We start from the raw sequence: 15,383 nt of genomic DNA, 5'->3' as shown, positions 1-15,383 counted from the left end.
TGACCAATTTCAAGGTTGGCGCGGTAACCTTGAAATTACGTTGTTGGAATTCAAGGTTGAGCCGAGAGCATGGACATCTCCAAGTTGAAGAACAGCCCGATTGGGCAATTGGTCCCGATCGCGGGGTACGACAAACGTTTTCGCGAGGACTTCGACTACTTTGCGTTCGTACCGGACCCGCTTCCGTCGCGTATAGATCTGGAAGCTGCCACCTATTCTGTGGTCATCGACGCGGCCACAGCACTCGCTCGCGCAGATCAGGCGTCGTCCCTGCTTCCCAACCCAACGTTGCTGACACGACCAGCGACTCGGCGTGAAGCGGTGAGCACCTCCGCTCTCGAAGGTACGTTCGCCGCACTGTCAGACGTCTTCGAGGCTGACTTCCTCAGCGACGATGAACTGACAAGATCGGTCAGCGAGGTCCGCAACTATGTGACGGCGGCAGAGCGTGCCTACGCTCTGGTTGACCAGGGACAACCGATCTCCGTGCGGATGTTGGAGGACCTCCAGGCTCAGCTCCTGCAGGGAACAGCAAGCGATGGCCCACACGCCGGAAGCGTGAGAACGACACAGGTTTTCATCGGGGTTGGCAGCCGAAGGGTCGACTCAGCTCGTTTCGTACCGCCGCCAGCGGACCATCGGCTGAAGGATGGTCTGGATGCTTGGCAGACTTGGGTACGCAAGCGTGACGACATTCCGACGATCGTCCGCGTCGCGGCGGCCCACTACCAATTCGAGGCACTGCATCCGTTCCACGATGGAAACGGTCGATTAGGTCGTCTCGTTGCTGCTCTTCAGCTGATGAGTGCAGGCGACCTACGCTACCCCGTGCTCAACATCTCGCCCTGGCTCGAGCAACGTCGGGATGAGTATCAAGATGGCCTTCTGCGCGTGTCGCAGACTGGCGACTGGGACGCCTGGGTCTGCTTCATCGCCGCCGCGATCCACTCCGAATCGTTAGAGGTCGTCGCGCGAGTCGACAGATTGCTGGCACTTCGGGACAGCTTCCAGATGACGCTGAAGGGAGCGAAGGGAGTATCGCTTCGAATTGCGGATGACTTGATCGGGTATCCCATGATCACTGCTTCGCTCGCGGCGCGACTGTACGAAGTGTCGTACCAGGCCGCGAACACCGCGATCGCCAAACTGGTCGACAACGGCATTCTCCGGCAGCGCAATGAAGGGCGTTACGACCGAATCTTTCAGTGCGATGCGGTCCTGGCGGCACTGGAGTTCTGAACAGACACGCTAGGTTGAGATAGCAGAAGAGGCCCTGACCAGGGATTCCTGGTCAGGGCCTCCTCGTTTGTGTCGGCGTTCGCGCTTCCCTCAGCGCGCTGGCTCAGGCGTCGGCGGACGGATTGGCGTTCGTGCCGCCGTCGGACACCTCGAAGTTCTTCCACTCGCCCTCGTCGAGGACCTGCATCGCGACACCGAGCTGGTCGTCGGGTGCTTCGACGGTCTTGAGCCAGTCGTAGGCACCGGTGGCGTCGGAGAACTCCTTCGTGTCGATCACATCGCCGTCGGCATTGATCACGCGGTACTGTGCCATCTCACGCTCCCATCGATATCGGATTGCTCTTCTCGGGGCGGTGTCATGTAACCGCACAGCATGGATACCCGTGCCGCGGGAACTCAATCATCGCGAGGCGTTCACACCGCAGCCAGATCGGTCACCGGCGCCGGCGTGTACTTCTCCCGCCGGATGTTGCGGCCCGGCATGCGACGACGCTTGCACGCCCTGACACCGGCGTCGACCATCGCGGGCGGGCCGCACAGATAGGCGACGTGGCCGCGCAGGCTGTCGAAGTCCTCGACGAGCGCATCGCCGACATAACCATGGCGACCGTCCCAGTCGTCGCGGCTCAGGCACGGCACGTAGCGGAGACCGGGGTGTGCGCGCTCCAGTGTCTCCCAGAAGCCGACCGCATAGAGGTCCTGCCGATGGCGCACACCGTGATACAGGTGGATCTCGCGGTCGGGATCGAGTGCCAGCGCGTCCAGGGCGATCGATGTCAGCGGTGCGAGACCCGTTCCGCCGGCGAGTAGCACCATCGGTGCGCCGACCTCGGTGTCGTGGACGAAATCGCCCCAGGGGCCTCGCATCTCGACGGAATGGCCGTGTGCCAGGGAGTCGAAGATCCAGCCGTCGGTGGCTCGGCCGTCCGGGACGCGACGGATGTGGAACTCCAGTCGCTCACCGCACCCCGGCGGGTTGGCCATCGAATACTGGCGGACCTCCCCAGTGTCCGGCACCACTAACTCGATGTATTGCCCTGCCGAGAACTCGAGGGGCTCGTCGATCTCGACCGTGAGAGCCACCGTGTCGTCGGCGATGGGTCGGAGACCGGTGACCGTTCCGACCATGTCCCGCAGTGCATGTCGCGGACCGCTCGCACAGCCGAGGGGTACTTCGATGTGTGCATCGGACCTCGGAACGGACTGGCAGGCGAGGATGTGGCCGGACGCCTGATCCTGTGCCGACATCACGGTCTCGGGTATCGAGGGCTGTTCGACGTTGCCGCGCAACAACTTCACCTTGCAGGTGCCGCAGGTGCCCTGATTGCAGGAGTTCGGCAGATACACGCCGCTGCGCAGGAAGGCGTCGAGCAACCGTTGATCCGCGCTGCACTCGACGGTCCGAGGATCGGAACCGGACACCTGGACCGAGTAGGACCCCATCCTCAGGCCTCCCAGGTGACATGCAGCGACGTCGGCCCGCGGAATCCCCACCCCCAGAACTCGACCTCGTTGCCGGTGTCGCGTTCGAGATTCGGAATCGAGTCGAAGAGTTCTTCCATACCGATCCGACAGACATGGTTGGCGAAATAGATTCCTGCACAAGCATGATTGCCGGCGCCGAACGCCAGGTGTGGCAAGGGTGGCCGAGAGAGGTCGTAGTCGGAGGGTGCGTCGTAGACGGTGTCGTCGTGGTTCGCCGAGCCGTAGGACATGAGGACAACCGAACCCGCCGGCAACGAGACGCCGGCCACCTCGATGTCGGCCGTGCTGATCCGTGCGGTCGCCGACCAGATCGGCGAGGTCCAGCGCATGCCCTCGGAGATGGAGCGTGGGATCAGGGCCGGTTCGTCGACGACCTGCTCCATCTGCTCGGGACGGGTGAACAGTCCGACGAGCGTCGAGGCCATCGCGTGACCCGGCTCCTGCATCGCGCCGAGCAGATACACGAACAGTGTCGGATAGATGTAGTCACGATCGCGGGTCTCACCCTCGGGCATGCCGTCGTGCAGCCAGTGGCTGATCGCGCTGTCGTCGGGGTGCTCGATCCAGTGGTCGATCAGGGGATCGACGATCGCGCGGATCTCCGCTTTCGCCTCGTCGCCCTCGCGGAAGCCGTCGGGGTTGGTGAACTCGCCGTCCTCGTCGACGCCGGCGTTGGTGAACGATCGGGAGAGCTTGTGGAACCAGTCGCGGAGCTGATCCGAGCTCACCATCTGCAGGCCGAGGAGGTCCCCGAGGGCGCGCACCGAGACCGGTTCGCAGTACTCGGCGACGAGCTCCGCGCGGCCGACGTCCTCGAAGGTCTCCAGGTAGCGGCGGGCGATCGGCCGGACCAGGTCGTCGATCCACCGGTCAACCTCTTGCGGTTGCAGCGCCGGGTCGACCATCGATCGCAGGTCGGCGTGGATCGGTCCGTTGACGCCGATCACCGCAGGATGTCCGAAGGTGCGGCCGCCGGCCTTGGTGATGATCGCCTCGAAATCGTCGCTGGTCGCGATCTCGCGGCAGATCTCGGCGGTGGTCGCGACGTACGACCCCAGGACAGGGACGTAGGCGAGCGGGACCTCGGCGCGCAGGCGCTCGTAGATCGGGTACGGATTGCGCTCGAGTTGGGTCATGGTGATGTCGTCGAGCCAGGAAACGGTGGTGGTCACGGGGTGTGCTCCTCGGTCGGGTGACGGTGTTCCTCGATCGGGCGGTGATGCCCGGTGTCGCCAAGACGCTAGGTTCCGGCGCGGTGCCGCTCGACACCGTTTGCGCGGGCATGAGACAGATCGCGCGAACAATCTGTGATCTGAATCGCATGCGCGGTCGGCCATGCGGTAGAACACAGAGACCATGTCCGCATCCGAGCAGCTCGTGGGTACACGGGATTGGGAGACAGCACATCAGGCTGTGGCCGATGTGTACTTCCCGCACGAGCTGCAGGCTCTCGACGGTCGCGACGACGTCGACCTGTCGTTGCGCACGGTCGAGCTCGGCGGGGTCACGATCGGCCGTCTCACGTGGGGGACGGCGGTGTCGATCGCGTGTGACTATCCCGGCGCCTACGAAGTGAACATCCCGCTGTCGGGGCGGTTGCATTCCCGCAGCGGCCACGGTGAACTCGTCTCGGCACCCGGTCAGGGCACGATCTTCGCTGCCGACACGCCGTCGCTCATCAGTCGCTGGACCGCGGATTGCCATGTGCTGGGGGTGAAGTTCGACGCCGAGCACCTGGAACGGGAGGCCGACCGGATTCATCTCGCGCCCATCCGACGGCGGTTGTCGCTGCCCGATCGTGTCGACGTGTCGGCCGACGCCGGGGCGTCGTGGCTCGGCCTGGTCACCGCACTCTCCGCGCAGAAGCGCGACCCGGTCGACCTGCTGGCCAATCCGTTGGTCGGCCCACAGCTCGCGAGTGCCGTGACCACCGCCTTCCTTCTCGCCGTCACCGGTTCGGACGCCGACTCGGAACGGCCGATGCGCCCGGGGATGGTGAAGCGTGTCCTCGATGCACTGCACGACGACCCGGGTCGGCCGTGGACGTTGGCGGAGATGGCTGCCGTCGGTGGCACCAGTGTCCGCCGGCTGCAGGAGGCGTTCGCCGAGTACGTCGGGACCACGCCCACCCGCGCGCTGGCCGACATCCGTCTCGAGCGCGCGCACGCCGATCTCGACGGCGGCGCCGTCACGGTCGCCGACGCCGCCGCCCGGTGGGGATTCAGCAGCCCGAGCCGATTCGCGTCGGCGCATCGTCGGCGATACGGGGTGAACCCGTCGCAGGTGGTGCGCGGCGGCGCGGCGGACCAGGCGTATCGGCCGCCGCGATAGCATCGCGCCATGCCCCGCACGTCCGGATCGCAGCGCCTCCCGGCGCGGTCGGCCATCCTCAGCACGCTGCTGGGTACGCACCCGGCCCAGGCATCACCCGCCGGGATTCTCGCCATCGCCTCCGAACTCGGCATCGGTGAGTCCGCGATACGTGTTGCACTCACCCGGATGGTCGCGGGCGGCGACCTCGACCGCGCCGACGGGATCTACCGGCTCAGCGACCGACTGGTGGAACGCCAACGCCGGCAGGACGAATCGATTCACCCCGTGCTCCGTGCGTGGAACGGTCGATGGCGACTCGCGGTCATCAGCGTGCCATCCGATGACGCTGCGATGCGCAGCGCGACGCGCACCGCCCTGACCGGTTCGCGGTTCGGCGAATTGCGTGAGGGAGTGTGGATGCGGCCGGCCAATATCGATGTGACACTGGATGATCCGGCGGTGGTGCCGCGCGTGACGATGTTCGACGCCGAGCCGGACGGCTCGCCGAGTGAACTGGCCCAACAGCTGTTCGCGCCAACGGTGTGGGCGGAACGGTCCACTGAACTGATTGCGGCGCTCGACGATGCCGTCGACCTCCGGGACCGATTCGAGGTGGCCGCCCGGGTCGTCCGGCATATCATGCGCGATCCGCTGCTTCCCGACGAACTGTGTCCGGCGCCGTGGCCCGGCGAGCTGATCCGAGAACGTTACGGGAGCTTCCGGGCCGAGTTCTCGGCCCATGTGGAGCGGGTGCTCGGACCTCAACTCAGGTGACGTGTCGCCGCGGCATGAGCCCGCGGCCCCCGGACTCCTGGCATTACATTCTGGATTCTTGCGAGCCACATATGTAATAGTGGCGGTGTCGCTTCGTGCCGCCGATCCACTCAGGGAGGCCTGCCATGCCCACACACGCCGTCACCAACCAGGTGCCGCCGCTCATCGACCACGACGTCGCCGAGCAGCCGGTCATCCTCGAGGCCATCGCTCGCGCACGTGCCGACCACGCGCTCGACGCCCTGCACGAGATCGGTCGGCAAGCGGGTTCGGCGGAGGTCCTCGACCTGGCCGATCGTGCGGAGGCGCATCCGCCGGTCCTCCGGACGCATGACCGGTACGGCAATCGGATCGATGAGGTCGACTACGACCCCGCCTACCACGAACTCATGCGTCGGGCAGTCGGATTCGGCCTTCACGCGGCTCCGTGGGCGGAGACGTCCCCAAGTCCGCACCTGGTGCGGGCCGCGAAGATGAGTGTGTGGGGTCCGACCGATGCAGGACACCTGTGCCCGATCTCGATGACCTACGCCGTCGTGCCCGCACTGCGGGCGAATGCGGAACTCGCAGACCGATACGAGCCGCTCCTGACCGCGCCCGTCTACGAACCCGGCCTGCGCGCGCCACTGTCCAAGGCGGGACTCATCGCGGGTATGTCGATGACCGAGAAGCAAGGTGGCTCCGACGTCCGGGCCAACACCACGGTGGCGAATCCGACGGGTGACGGCACCTATCGCATCACCGGCCACAAATGGTTCACGTCGGCGCCGATGTCGGACGTCTTCCTGGTCCTCGCGCAGGCACCCGGCGGGTTGTCGTGCTTCTTCGTGCCGCGAATCCTCCCCGACGGCACGCGTAATCCCTTTGCGCTGCAACGTCTCAAGGACAAACTCGGAAATCGGTCCAACGCCAGTAGTGAGGTGGAGTACGACGGCACGCTGGGCTGGCTCGTCGGCGAGGAGGGGCGAGGTGTCCGCACCATCGTCGAGATGGTCAACCTGACTCGCCTCGACTGCACCCTCGGGACCGCGACATCGATGCGGACGGGCGTCATGAATGCCGCACACCACGCATCTCACCGACGCGCTTTCGGGGCTGCCCTGATCGATCAGCCGTTGATGCGCAACGTGATCGCCGACCTCGCGGTCGAGGCGGAGGCGTCAACAGTTGCGGCGCTCTGGCTCGCGGAGGTCACCGATCGCGCCGTCGCAGGCGATGCGCGCGCAGATTCCCTGCGACGAATCGGGCTCGCCGTCAGCAAGTACTACGTCTGCAAACGCGGACCGATCCATGCCGCCGAGTCGCTGGAATGCCTGGGCGGCAACGGGTATGTGGAGGAATCGCGGATGCCTCGGCTGTACCGGGAGGCGCCGTTGATGTCGGTGTGGGAGGGTTCCGGCAACGTGGCCGCACTCGACGTGCTGCGTGCCATCGTGCGCCAACCCGAGACGTTGGAGATCTTCTTCGACGAGGTCGGTGTCGTGCAGGGGCAGTCGCCGGAGCTCGACCGCGCACTGACGGTCCTGCGTGGGCGGTTCGCCGACGTCTCGGATCCGGCCGCCATCCAGTTCGCGGCCCGTCAGATCGTCGGCGACATGGCGCTGGTGCTCCAGGGATCCCTCCTGCTGCGGTTCGGGCATCCGGCAGTCGCCGAAGCGTTCGTGGTGAGCCGTCTCGGCTCGACGCGCGGCGACGTCTTCGGTTGTCTGCCTGACGGTCTCGGAATCTCGACGATCCTCGACCGCGTCACTCCGAAGGTCGGGTGACTCAACCATGGTCGATATCGACGATTCCGGCGCGGCGCCCTGGTATCGGGGTCAGACCGACGGCGACGACAGCCTCTTTCGCGGACGACACCGCGCCGAGGCGGACCGCACCTACCGGACGCTGACGTACGAGGTCACCGGACGCGTCGCCCGGATCACCTTTGACCGGCCGCACCGGGGCAATGCGATCACCGCCGACACCCCGATCGAACTCGCCGCAGCAGTCGAGCGCGCCGATCTCGATCCGCACGTCCACGTGATCCTGCTGTCCGGCCGCGGGAAGGGATTCTGCGGCGGATACGACCTCTCCATCTTCGCGGAGGGCTCAGGCGCCGACGACGGCGCCGATTCGCCTGAGGGTACCGTCGTGGACCCGATCGTCCAGGCGCGCAACCACGATCCGTCGGCCGTGTGGGACCCGATGATCGACTACGCGATGATGAGCCGTTTCAATCGGGGTTTCGCCAGTCTGCTGCACGCGAACAAACCCACCGTCGCCAAACTCCACGGCTTCGCGATCGCCGGCGGCACGGACATCGCACTGTTCGCCGATCAGATCATCTGCGCCGACGACATCAAGATCGGCTACCCGCCGACACGGGTATGGGGTGTGCCCGCGGCGGGGATGTGGGCGCATCGTCTCGGCGACCAACGCGCGAAAAGGCTGCTGCTGACCGGTGATTGCATATCCGGTCGACAAGCCGCCGAGTGGGGACTGGCAGTCGAATCGGTTCCCGCCGACGAGCTCGATGACCGCACCGAGGAACTCGTCGCGCGAATCGCACGGATGCCGGTCAACCAGCTGATGATGGTGAAGCTCGCACTCAATTCCGCGCTCCACAGCCAGGGGGTGGCCAACTCCGGCATGATCAGTACCGTGTTCGACGGGATCTCGCGGCACACCCGCGAGGGCTATGCATTCCAGAACCGCGCCGCCGACAACGGGTTCCGTGAGGCGGTCCGGGAACGGGACGAGCCCTACGGCGATTGGAAACGCGCAGCCCTGGACACCGACACATGACGACGACGATGTCGAAAGGATGTCGCCCATGAGCTCCTCGACCATTGTCGAACGGACTGACGGACCGGTTCGGATCATCGGCATCGACCGGCCACAGGTCCGCAACGCCATTGATCGCCCGACCGCGGACGCGCTGGCCGACGCGTTCCGTCGGTTCGACGCCGACGACTCCGTCGCCGTCGCCGTCCTGTACGGCGAGGGCGGGACCTTCTGTGCCGGAGCGGACCTCAAAGCCATCGCCGAGGGTGAGCCGAACCGCGTCGCCGACGACGGCGACGGACCGATGGGGCCGACGCGGATGCGACTGGAGAAGCCGGTCATCGCCGCGATATCCGGCCACGCCGTCGCCGGCGGGTTGGAACTCGCACTCTGGGCGGACCTGCGGGTCGTCGACGACGACGCCACGTTCGGTGTCTTCTGCAGACGGTGGGGTGTCCCGTTGATCGACGGTGGGACCGTCCGACTGCCCCGCATCGTCGGTGCCGGTCGGGCGATGGACCTCATCCTGACGGGTCGGGCGGTGCCGGCGGCCGAGGCGCTCGAGATCGGACTTGCCACTCGTGTGGTGCCGTCGGGCACGTCGCTCGACGCGGCGGTGCGACTCGGCATCGAGATCGCCGCGTTTCCCCAGACCTGCCTGCGGCACGACCGGCTCTCGGCGCTGGAACAGGAAGGGCTCGACGAGCCGGCGGCCATCGCCAACGAACTGCGGCACGGGATGGTGTCCCTGTCTGCGGACACGGTGGCAGGTGCCACCCGTTTCGCGGACGGCGCAGGCCGCCACGGGGACGGCGTGGGATCGGACGGTCAACGCGGACAGTGATCGTCCGCAGTCGCTCGTACCGTCGTCGTCATGGATGAACAACGACAACCCCTGACCGAGAATCTGCCCGGGTGCGATCACACCGTCAACACGTTCGTCGTGGTCGACGGTGCGGCGGACTTCATCGAGTTCCTCGTCGATGTCTTCGACGGTGAGGAGCACGCCGCGGCCCGTACGCCTGACCGCGACGGCACGCTGATCCACGCCGAGGTCGTAGTCGGCGATTCGACGATCATGATCGGCGACCGGAAGCCGAACTGGCCGTTCACGCCTGCGCTCACCCAGGTCTACGTCCGCGACATCGACGTGGTGCTGGCACGGGCGGAGCGGGCCGGATCGACCACGGTCACACCCCGATCGGACTTCTACGGCGGATACGATCTTGCGCGGTTCCTCGATCCCTGGCACAACCTGTGGTGGTTGTACGCGCCGTCGGACGGCGATGAGCCGACCACCGAGATGACTGCCGAGACCGACTGGCACGACGCCGAACCCGGCGTCGTCTACACGACCCTCATGCGCGCGATGGCCGACCTGGCCCCACCGCGAGGGTAGGGCAGGCCGGCTCGCCGGTGCTCGTGGATCTCGGGCTCAGGCGGTTCGCCAGGTGGCCACTGCCCAGATGATGACGATGTCGATGGCGATCACGAGGATCGACCACCACGGGTAGTACGGCAGCCAGAGGAAATTCAGGATGATCGACAGCGAGGCGATGATGATCGCGCTGACCCGTGCCCACGCCGCGCCGGTGAACATGCCGATCGCAACGGCGATCGCGACGATGGACAGGACGATGTGGATCCAGCCCCAGGTGGACAGGTCCAGCTGGTAGACGTATTCCGGTCCGACGACGAACAGATCGTCGTTGGCGACCGCCGAGATGCCCTGCAGGAGCGCGATGATGCCGCCGGTGAGCAGGAGGATGGCCGCACCGATGGTTGCACCGCCGGCGAAACCCTGCTGAACGGGATGTTCCTCGCGATGTGTGGTGGTCATGACAGCTCTTTCTCTCTCGGGTGGCCGGGCTTCTTCCGGCACACCTCATGTCGAATGGTCGCCCGCCGAATCGGGGTGCACATCCCCCGTTGTGGGTGATTGGCGTGAGAAGGTGTGAGAGACGGAGTCTTTCGGCATGCGAACGACACGGGAGGAACGACGTGGGCCTCGCCGCGCGACTGTTGCGGACACGGTGGTTCGTCCGGGCACCCATCGTGATCTTCCGTGCGCACCTCGGGGGACTCTTCGGCGGTCGCTTGCTGCTGCTGGAACACACGGGGCGACACTCGGGCCGGCTGCGCCGCGTGGTGCTCGAGACCGTCGAACGGCCGGATTCCTCGCATGTGGTGGTTGCCTCTGGATTCGGCGAACGCGCGCAATGGTTCCGCAACGTCCGGGCGAACCCACGGTGCCGGGTATCGATCGGATGGTCTGCGAGCCGGACGGCAACGGCCCGTCTGCTCGACGAGGATGCGGCACGTGCGGTGCTCGCACGCTACCGCGTCGCGCATGCCCGTGCCTACGCAGAGCTCTCCGGGATCATCGAGGAATCGACCGGGATGTCGATCGACGACGTGCCGCTGGTGGAACTCCGGCTGGACTGACGCGCGACCGGCTCTCAGCAGCCCAACTGTCGGGCGAGGTCGAGCAGGTCGATGGCGTGGACGTCGTTCTCGGGAGAACCGGAGTCGTCCTTCGGGTCACCGCCCCGCTCCAGTGGGCGCTCGATGAACGCGGTGCGCAGACCGAAGGAGCGAGCGGCGTCGAGGTCACCCTGATGGGTGGCGACCATCATCGCCGCCGGCGGCTCGACCTCGAGTAGTTCGGCCAGGCCGCAATAGGTCTCGCGCGCCGGCTTGTAATGGCGCCACAGGTCCGACCCGCCGATCACGTCCCAGGCGAATCCGTTGTGCCGGGCCATGTCGGTGAGCAGCGCGACGGTCCCGTTGCTGAGGGCGCACACGATGTGATCGCGCTTGAGCCTTCGGATTCCGTCGGCGGCGTCAGGCCATCCGGGAATGGTTCGCCAGGCCCGGACGAGGTTCGTCGTCTGCGGGCCGGACAGCGCGACCTCGAAGTCGGCGGCCACGTCGAGCAGCGTCTCGGTCTGCAGATCATCCAGTCGGCGCCACGGCAGCTCGCCCGATTCCACCCGGGCCAGGATCGGACCGTAGCGTCGTCGCCACTCGCGGGTGAAGGCCGCCGCGTCGACGTCCGGGAGAGTGTCGTGCACGGTCGTCGAGATTCCGGTGAACCAGTCGGTCACCGTGCCGAACGTGTCGAAGGCGAGAACGCGGACATCGTCGAGGACAGGCACGTGGTCGATCGTAGTGCCCGGGATCCGGCCCTCAGCTGATCTCGGTCGCCAACTGCGGCAGGGAGTGGTCCTCGTCGTAGGCGGCGTCGCCGTGCGACACGGGCGTGAGCGTCAGCAGACTTGCCTCGGGTCGGCAGCAGAAGCGGGCCGGCGCGTACGGAGAGGTGCCCAGTCCGGCACTGACGTGCAGCTTCATGGTCGAACCCCAGCTCGACACGCCTTTGACGCGGGACCGGTCGATCTGGCAATTGGTGACCAGCGCGCCGAAGAACGGGAGGCAGAGCTGTCCGCCGTGGGTGTGTCCAGCCAGCACCAGGTCGTAGCCGTCCTCGGCGAAACGGTCGAGGACACGGGGCTCCGGCGAATGGGTGAGTCCGAGACGCAGGTGCGCCAGCGGATTCGGCCGCCCGGCGACGGTGTCGTAACGGTCCCGCTCGATGTGCGGGTCGTCGACGCCCGCGGCGACCACACGGACTCCGCCGACCTCGAGCTCACGCACGGTGTGGGTCGCGTCCAGCCAGCCGCGTTCGGTGAACGCCGCGCGCAGATCCTGCCACGGCAGCGGATCACCGAAGGTGCGGGTGTGATCGGACTTGAAGTACTGGAACGGATTCTTCGGTCGTGGGCCGAAGTAGTCGTTGGAGCCGAACACGAACAGCCCGGGCCGCGACAGCAGTCCGCCGAGGGACTGGATCACCGACGGGACCGCCTGCGGGTGGGCCAGGTTGTCGCCGGTGTTGATGACGAGGTCGGGTTCGAGGGCCTCGAGCTCGGACACCCATGCCTGCTTGAGTCGCTGATGCGGTGTCATGTGCAGATCGCTGATGTGCAGCACGCGGAGCGGTGATGCTCCCGGTTCGAGCACGGCCAGGGTGCTGTGCCGCAGAGTGAACGCATTGCGCTCGATCACCGTCGAGTAGAAGAGTCCGGCGGCCGCCAGACCGGCCAGACCTCCGACGACCCGCGCGGCCGAGGCGGAGGTCAGGCCGGGAACCGATCCTGCCCCCCGCGCGACGCGGCGGGTGAGAGCGTTGTCGACGTCAACCATTCACCCAGAATACGCAGGCGTGTGGCCCCGGCGCCCGTGGGTTTCGCCGACCGGGTCGCCGGGAGCCGATCGCATCAGCCCGGTAGCTGGATCACCACCGGCCCGACGCCGGGCACCTGGACGGTGGTCTCCGTCGGACCCTGCTGGTCGTCGGACCGCCGCCCGTTGCTCACGTAGATCGTCACGACACTGCCGGGCATCGCCGAGTCGGACGGTGCCGTGAAGACGACGGTGCCCTGCGGACGATTGCTGTCGACGTCGAGCTGATTGACCTTGAACCCGGCCGCCTGCAGACGCGATGTCGCCGCACTCGCCGGCAGGCCGCTCACCGACGGGATGCGTCCGCGATCACTGCCGGCCATGTAGCGGGGATCGACCGGTGGCAGGCGCACGGGGCCGAACTTGGTCGCGACCGGCTTGACGGCCTGATACCAGGTGCGGGCCGGTTCCATACCGCCGTAGAGGGTGCCGTCGTAGCACTGACGCAGTGGGCTCGAGCAGATGCCGGTCGGGTTCGGACCGTCGTTGTAGACGTAGGCGGCGCCGGCGATGTTGTTTGTGAAGCCGAGGAACGCCGACGAGCGGTGCGCCTCGGTGGTCCCCGTCTTGCCGGACATCGGCAACGTCCAGCCGGCCGATCCGGCCGCCGCGGCCGACGTGCCGCCGCCGCGGTCGTCCTGGCTCATCGCGTTCGCGAGGGTGTTCGCGAGCCCCTCCTCGACGACCTGCTCACACTTCGGTGCAGTGAACGGGACGGCCGTGAGGGCGGGCTGGCCATTCGGTGCCATCACCGGGTTGCCGTACTGATCGCGCTTGATCTGGCTGATCGACGCGATCGGGTTCGGCGGGCACCAGGTGCCGCCGGAGGCCAGCGTCGCGGCCACGTTCGACAGCTCGAGCCCGTTGATCGGCAGTGGACCGAGGGTGAACGAGCCGAAGTTGCCCTCCTTGACGTAGGTCGCCATGCTCTTGTCGCCGTAGCCCGACGACCCGGGCACCGTGTACGAGCGCAGGCCGAGCCGGACTGCCATGTCCACCGCCGGCTTGACCCCGACCTGCTGCAGCAGTTTCACGAACGCGGTGTTCGGGGACTGCGCGAGAGCCTGGGTGACCGACATCGATGCCGGATAACGCCCGTCGTTCTTGACGCAGTACGCGTTCACCGGACATCCGTTGGTGCCACCGCTGTTGCCCATCCCGTAGACAGCGACCGAGCCGGGCACCGGGATGTTCGATCCGGCGCCGAGTCCCTTCTCCATGGCCGCGGCGGTGGTGAAGAGCTTGAACACCGACCCCGCGCCGTCACCGACCATCGAGAACGGCTGCGGCTGCATCGTCTCGCCGGCCCTCAGATCGAGGCCGTAGTTGCGACTCGATGCCATCGACAGGATGTCGTGGGACTTCTTGCCCGGTCTGATCGTGCTCATCACATCCGCGACGCCGTCGGAATCGGGGCTGGCCTGTGTCTGCACGGCACGCACCGTCGACCGCTGCACCTCGGGATCAAGCGTGGTGCGGATGATGTAGCCGCCGCGCATCACCGAGTCGCGGGACATGCCGTTCTCGGCGAGGAACTGCAGTGCGTAGTCACAGAAGAAGCCGTTGTTGCCCGCCGCGATGCAGCCCTGCATCGGGGTGCGGGGACTCGGTACCACCCCGAGTGGCTTCTCCTTCGCCGCGACGAGCTCGGCCCGACGATCCGGGAAGTTGTCGATCATGGTGTCGAGCACCGTGTTCCGACGTTGGGTCGCGGCTTCGGGATTGGTGTACGGATCCAACGCCGAACTCGACTGCACCATGCCGGCCAGCAGGGCCGCCTGCTCCACAGCCAGATCCTTGGCGTGCTTGCCGAAATAGGTCTGCGACGCGGCCTCGATGCCGTACGAGTTGTTGCCGAACGGGACGACGTTGAGATATCGCGTGACGATCTGCTTCTTGGCCTCCTGCTTGGCGGCCGCATCGTCGAGGCCCTTGTCGCGTTTGGCCTGATCGATGAGGGACTGTTCCATCGTGAGCGCCATCCGGACCTCTCGCAGCTTGCGCGCGGGGGTCGTCTCGATGGCGGCCTGACGATCGGCGTCGGTCCGTGCCAGGACCAGCAGCTGATAGTTCTTGATGTACTGCTGATCGAGCGTCGACGCACCCTGCTGGACCTCGCCCGACGACGAGTTCTTCAGTGCGGCGCGGATCGTGCCCTTCCAGTCGACACCGTCGTGCTCGAGGAATCGTCGGTCCTCGATGGAGATGATCGCGCGGATCATGTCGGGCGAGATGTCGTTGTAGCCGACCTGGTAGCGGTACTGGTCGTAGAGCAACGCGATCGGTGTCCCCGCCGCGTCGGTCATCGTCGAGACCTCCGGCAGTGTCCCGTTGAGCAACTCGGACGAGACGTTTTCGACTGCGGCGGCGGCGCGGTTGGACATCACGCCCAGGCCACTGGCCACGGGATAGAGCAGTCCGGCGACGAGCACACCCGCCATCAAGCAGGCGCCGGCCAGCGGCCACAGCTTCTTCGAGATCGGCACATGCACAGGATACGTGCGCGATCGACAACATCGGCCGACCACGGCACGCGGGGGGTCGCGATCCCGTAACGGTGT

General features: G+C 66.5%; 15 protein-coding genes. 8 read left to right on the top strand and 7 right to left on the bottom strand.

Annotated elements, in window-relative coordinates; translation table 11 throughout:
• The first annotated feature begins 69 nt into the window (after positions 1-69).
• On the top strand, positions 70-1,239 hold the full coding sequence (locus EEB19_RS16150; protein ID WP_187588065.1) for a Fic family protein: 1,170 nt from the start codon (positions 70-72) through the stop codon (positions 1,237-1,239).
• Positions 1,240-1,342: 103 nt separating this feature from the next.
• Here EEB19_RS16150 and EEB19_RS16145 read toward each other — a convergent pair whose 3' ends face one another.
• The 3 genes from EEB19_RS16145 to EEB19_RS16135 all read right to left on the bottom strand — a co-directional run bounded on the left by EEB19_RS16145 (position 1,343) and on the right by EEB19_RS16135 (position 3,896).
• Positions 1,343-1,552 carry a hypothetical protein gene (locus tag EEB19_RS16145; protein WP_187588063.1) on the bottom strand — a complete coding sequence of 70 codons (210 nt, stop codon included), beginning with the start codon at positions 1,550-1,552 and terminating at the stop codon, positions 1,343-1,345.
• Between the two features lie 101 nt (positions 1,553-1,653).
• Positions 1,654-2,682, bottom strand: coding sequence for a 2Fe-2S iron-sulfur cluster-binding protein (locus EEB19_RS16140; protein ID WP_187588061.1), 1,029 nt, complete (start codon positions 2,680-2,682; stop codon positions 1,654-1,656).
• 2 nt (positions 2,683-2,684) lie between these two features.
• Positions 2,685-3,896, bottom strand: coding sequence for a cytochrome P450 (locus EEB19_RS16135; RefSeq protein ID WP_187588059.1), 1,212 nt, complete (start codon positions 3,894-3,896; stop codon positions 2,685-2,687).
• Positions 3,897-4,080: 184 nt separating this feature from the next.
• Here EEB19_RS16135 and EEB19_RS16130 point away from each other — a divergent pair, with 184 nt between their 5' ends.
• The 6 genes from EEB19_RS16130 to EEB19_RS16105 all read left to right on the top strand — a co-directional run bounded on the left by EEB19_RS16130 (position 4,081) and on the right by EEB19_RS16105 (position 9,976).
• Positions 4,081-5,055 carry an AraC family transcriptional regulator gene (locus tag EEB19_RS16130; RefSeq protein ID WP_187588057.1) on the top strand — a complete coding sequence of 325 codons (975 nt, stop codon included), beginning with the start codon at positions 4,081-4,083 and terminating at the stop codon, positions 5,053-5,055.
• Between the two features lie 9 nt (positions 5,056-5,064).
• Positions 5,065-5,811: a PaaX family transcriptional regulator C-terminal domain-containing protein gene (locus tag EEB19_RS16125; protein ID WP_187588055.1), complete on the top strand. Its 747-nt coding sequence runs from the start codon at positions 5,065-5,067 to the stop codon at positions 5,809-5,811.
• Positions 5,812-5,936: 125 nt separating this feature from the next.
• Complete coding sequence (locus tag EEB19_RS16120; protein ID WP_187588053.1) at positions 5,937-7,577, top strand: acyl-CoA dehydrogenase family protein; 1,641 nt, start codon at positions 5,937-5,939, stop codon at positions 7,575-7,577.
• A 7-nt stretch (positions 7,578-7,584) separates the two neighbouring features.
• The gene (locus tag EEB19_RS16115; protein WP_187588051.1) at positions 7,585-8,598 is read left to right on the top strand and encodes a crotonase/enoyl-CoA hydratase family protein; all 1,014 of its coding nucleotides are present in this window, start codon (positions 7,585-7,587) and stop codon (positions 8,596-8,598) included.
• Between the two features lie 28 nt (positions 8,599-8,626).
• Positions 8,627-9,421: a crotonase/enoyl-CoA hydratase family protein gene (locus EEB19_RS16110; RefSeq protein WP_187588049.1), complete on the top strand. Its 795-nt coding sequence runs from the start codon at positions 8,627-8,629 to the stop codon at positions 9,419-9,421.
• Between the two features lie 30 nt (positions 9,422-9,451).
• On the top strand, positions 9,452-9,976 hold the full coding sequence (locus EEB19_RS16105) for a glyoxalase/bleomycin resistance/extradiol dioxygenase family protein (protein WP_187588047.1): 525 nt from the start codon (positions 9,452-9,454) through the stop codon (positions 9,974-9,976).
• Between the two features lie 36 nt (positions 9,977-10,012).
• Here EEB19_RS16105 and EEB19_RS16100 read toward each other — a convergent pair whose 3' ends face one another.
• Positions 10,013-10,417, bottom strand: coding sequence for a hypothetical protein (locus EEB19_RS16100; protein ID WP_187588045.1), 405 nt, complete (start codon positions 10,415-10,417; stop codon positions 10,013-10,015).
• 161 nt (positions 10,418-10,578) lie between these two features.
• On the opposite strand from EEB19_RS16100, the gene EEB19_RS16095 reads away from it, so the two are divergent.
• Positions 10,579-11,022 (top strand): nitroreductase family deazaflavin-dependent oxidoreductase, encoded by a 444-nt coding sequence (locus EEB19_RS16095; protein WP_262365705.1) that lies wholly within the window; start codon positions 10,579-10,581, stop codon positions 11,020-11,022.
• Positions 11,023-11,036: 14 nt separating this feature from the next.
• Here the strand turns inward: EEB19_RS16095 and EEB19_RS16090 are convergent, their stop codons facing one another.
• The 3 genes from EEB19_RS16090 to EEB19_RS16080 form a co-directional block, all read right to left on the bottom strand.
• Positions 11,037-11,735: a haloacid dehalogenase type II gene (locus EEB19_RS16090; protein WP_187588041.1), complete on the bottom strand. Its 699-nt coding sequence runs from the start codon at positions 11,733-11,735 to the stop codon at positions 11,037-11,039.
• A gap of 31 nt (positions 11,736-11,766) precedes the next feature.
• Positions 11,767-12,783 carry a metallophosphoesterase gene (locus tag EEB19_RS16085; protein WP_187588039.1) on the bottom strand — a complete coding sequence of 339 codons (1,017 nt, stop codon included), beginning with the start codon at positions 12,781-12,783 and terminating at the stop codon, positions 11,767-11,769.
• A 74-nt stretch (positions 12,784-12,857) separates the two neighbouring features.
• The gene (locus EEB19_RS16080) at positions 12,858-15,263 is read right to left on the bottom strand and encodes a penicillin-binding protein (RefSeq protein WP_187588221.1); all 2,406 of its coding nucleotides are present in this window, start codon (positions 15,261-15,263) and stop codon (positions 12,858-12,860) included.
• Between the last annotated feature and the right edge of the window lie 120 nt (positions 15,264-15,383).

Source organism: Gordonia sp. OPL2, from assembly GCF_003797825.1.
Taxonomy (GTDB): domain Bacteria; phylum Actinomycetota; class Actinomycetes; order Mycobacteriales; family Mycobacteriaceae; genus Gordonia.
The sequence above is the reverse complement of the archived record's forward strand: the minus strand, read 5'-3'. Positions and strand labels throughout refer to the sequence as shown.

What these genes read in the sequence shown, in the direction of transcription:
- EEB19_RS16140 (WP_187588061.1), bottom strand. Translation starts at nt 2,682, where the DNA reads ATGGGGTCCTACTCGGTCCAGGTGTCCGGTTCCGATCCTCGGACCGTC.
- EEB19_RS16105 (WP_187588047.1), top strand. Translation starts at nt 9,452, where the DNA reads ATGGATGAACAACGACAACCCCTGACCGAGAATCTGCCCGGGTGCGAT.
- EEB19_RS16150 (WP_187588065.1), top strand. Translation starts at nt 70, where the DNA reads ATGGACATCTCCAAGTTGAAGAACAGCCCGATTGGGCAATTGGTCCCG.
- EEB19_RS16145 (WP_187588063.1), bottom strand. Translation starts at nt 1,552, where the DNA reads ATGGCACAGTACCGCGTGATCAATGCCGACGGCGATGTGATCGACACG.
- EEB19_RS16115 (WP_187588051.1), top strand. Translation starts at nt 7,585, where the DNA reads ATGGTCGATATCGACGATTCCGGCGCGGCGCCCTGGTATCGGGGTCAG.
- EEB19_RS16120 (WP_187588053.1), top strand. Translation starts at nt 5,937, where the DNA reads ATGCCCACACACGCCGTCACCAACCAGGTGCCGCCGCTCATCGACCAC.
- EEB19_RS16125 (WP_187588055.1), top strand. Translation starts at nt 5,065, where the DNA reads ATGCCCCGCACGTCCGGATCGCAGCGCCTCCCGGCGCGGTCGGCCATC.
- EEB19_RS16110 (WP_187588049.1), top strand. Translation starts at nt 8,627, where the DNA reads ATGAGCTCCTCGACCATTGTCGAACGGACTGACGGACCGGTTCGGATC.
- EEB19_RS16130 (WP_187588057.1), top strand. Translation starts at nt 4,081, where the DNA reads ATGTCCGCATCCGAGCAGCTCGTGGGTACACGGGATTGGGAGACAGCA.
- EEB19_RS16085 (WP_187588039.1), bottom strand. Translation starts at nt 12,783, where the DNA reads ATGGTTGACGTCGACAACGCTCTCACCCGCCGCGTCGCGCGGGGGGCA.
- EEB19_RS16100 (WP_187588045.1), bottom strand. Translation starts at nt 10,417, where the DNA reads ATGACCACCACACATCGCGAGGAACATCCCGTTCAGCAGGGTTTCGCC.
- EEB19_RS16080 (WP_187588221.1), bottom strand. Translation starts at nt 15,263, where the DNA reads ATGGCGGGTGTGCTCGTCGCCGGACTGCTCTATCCCGTGGCCAGTGGC.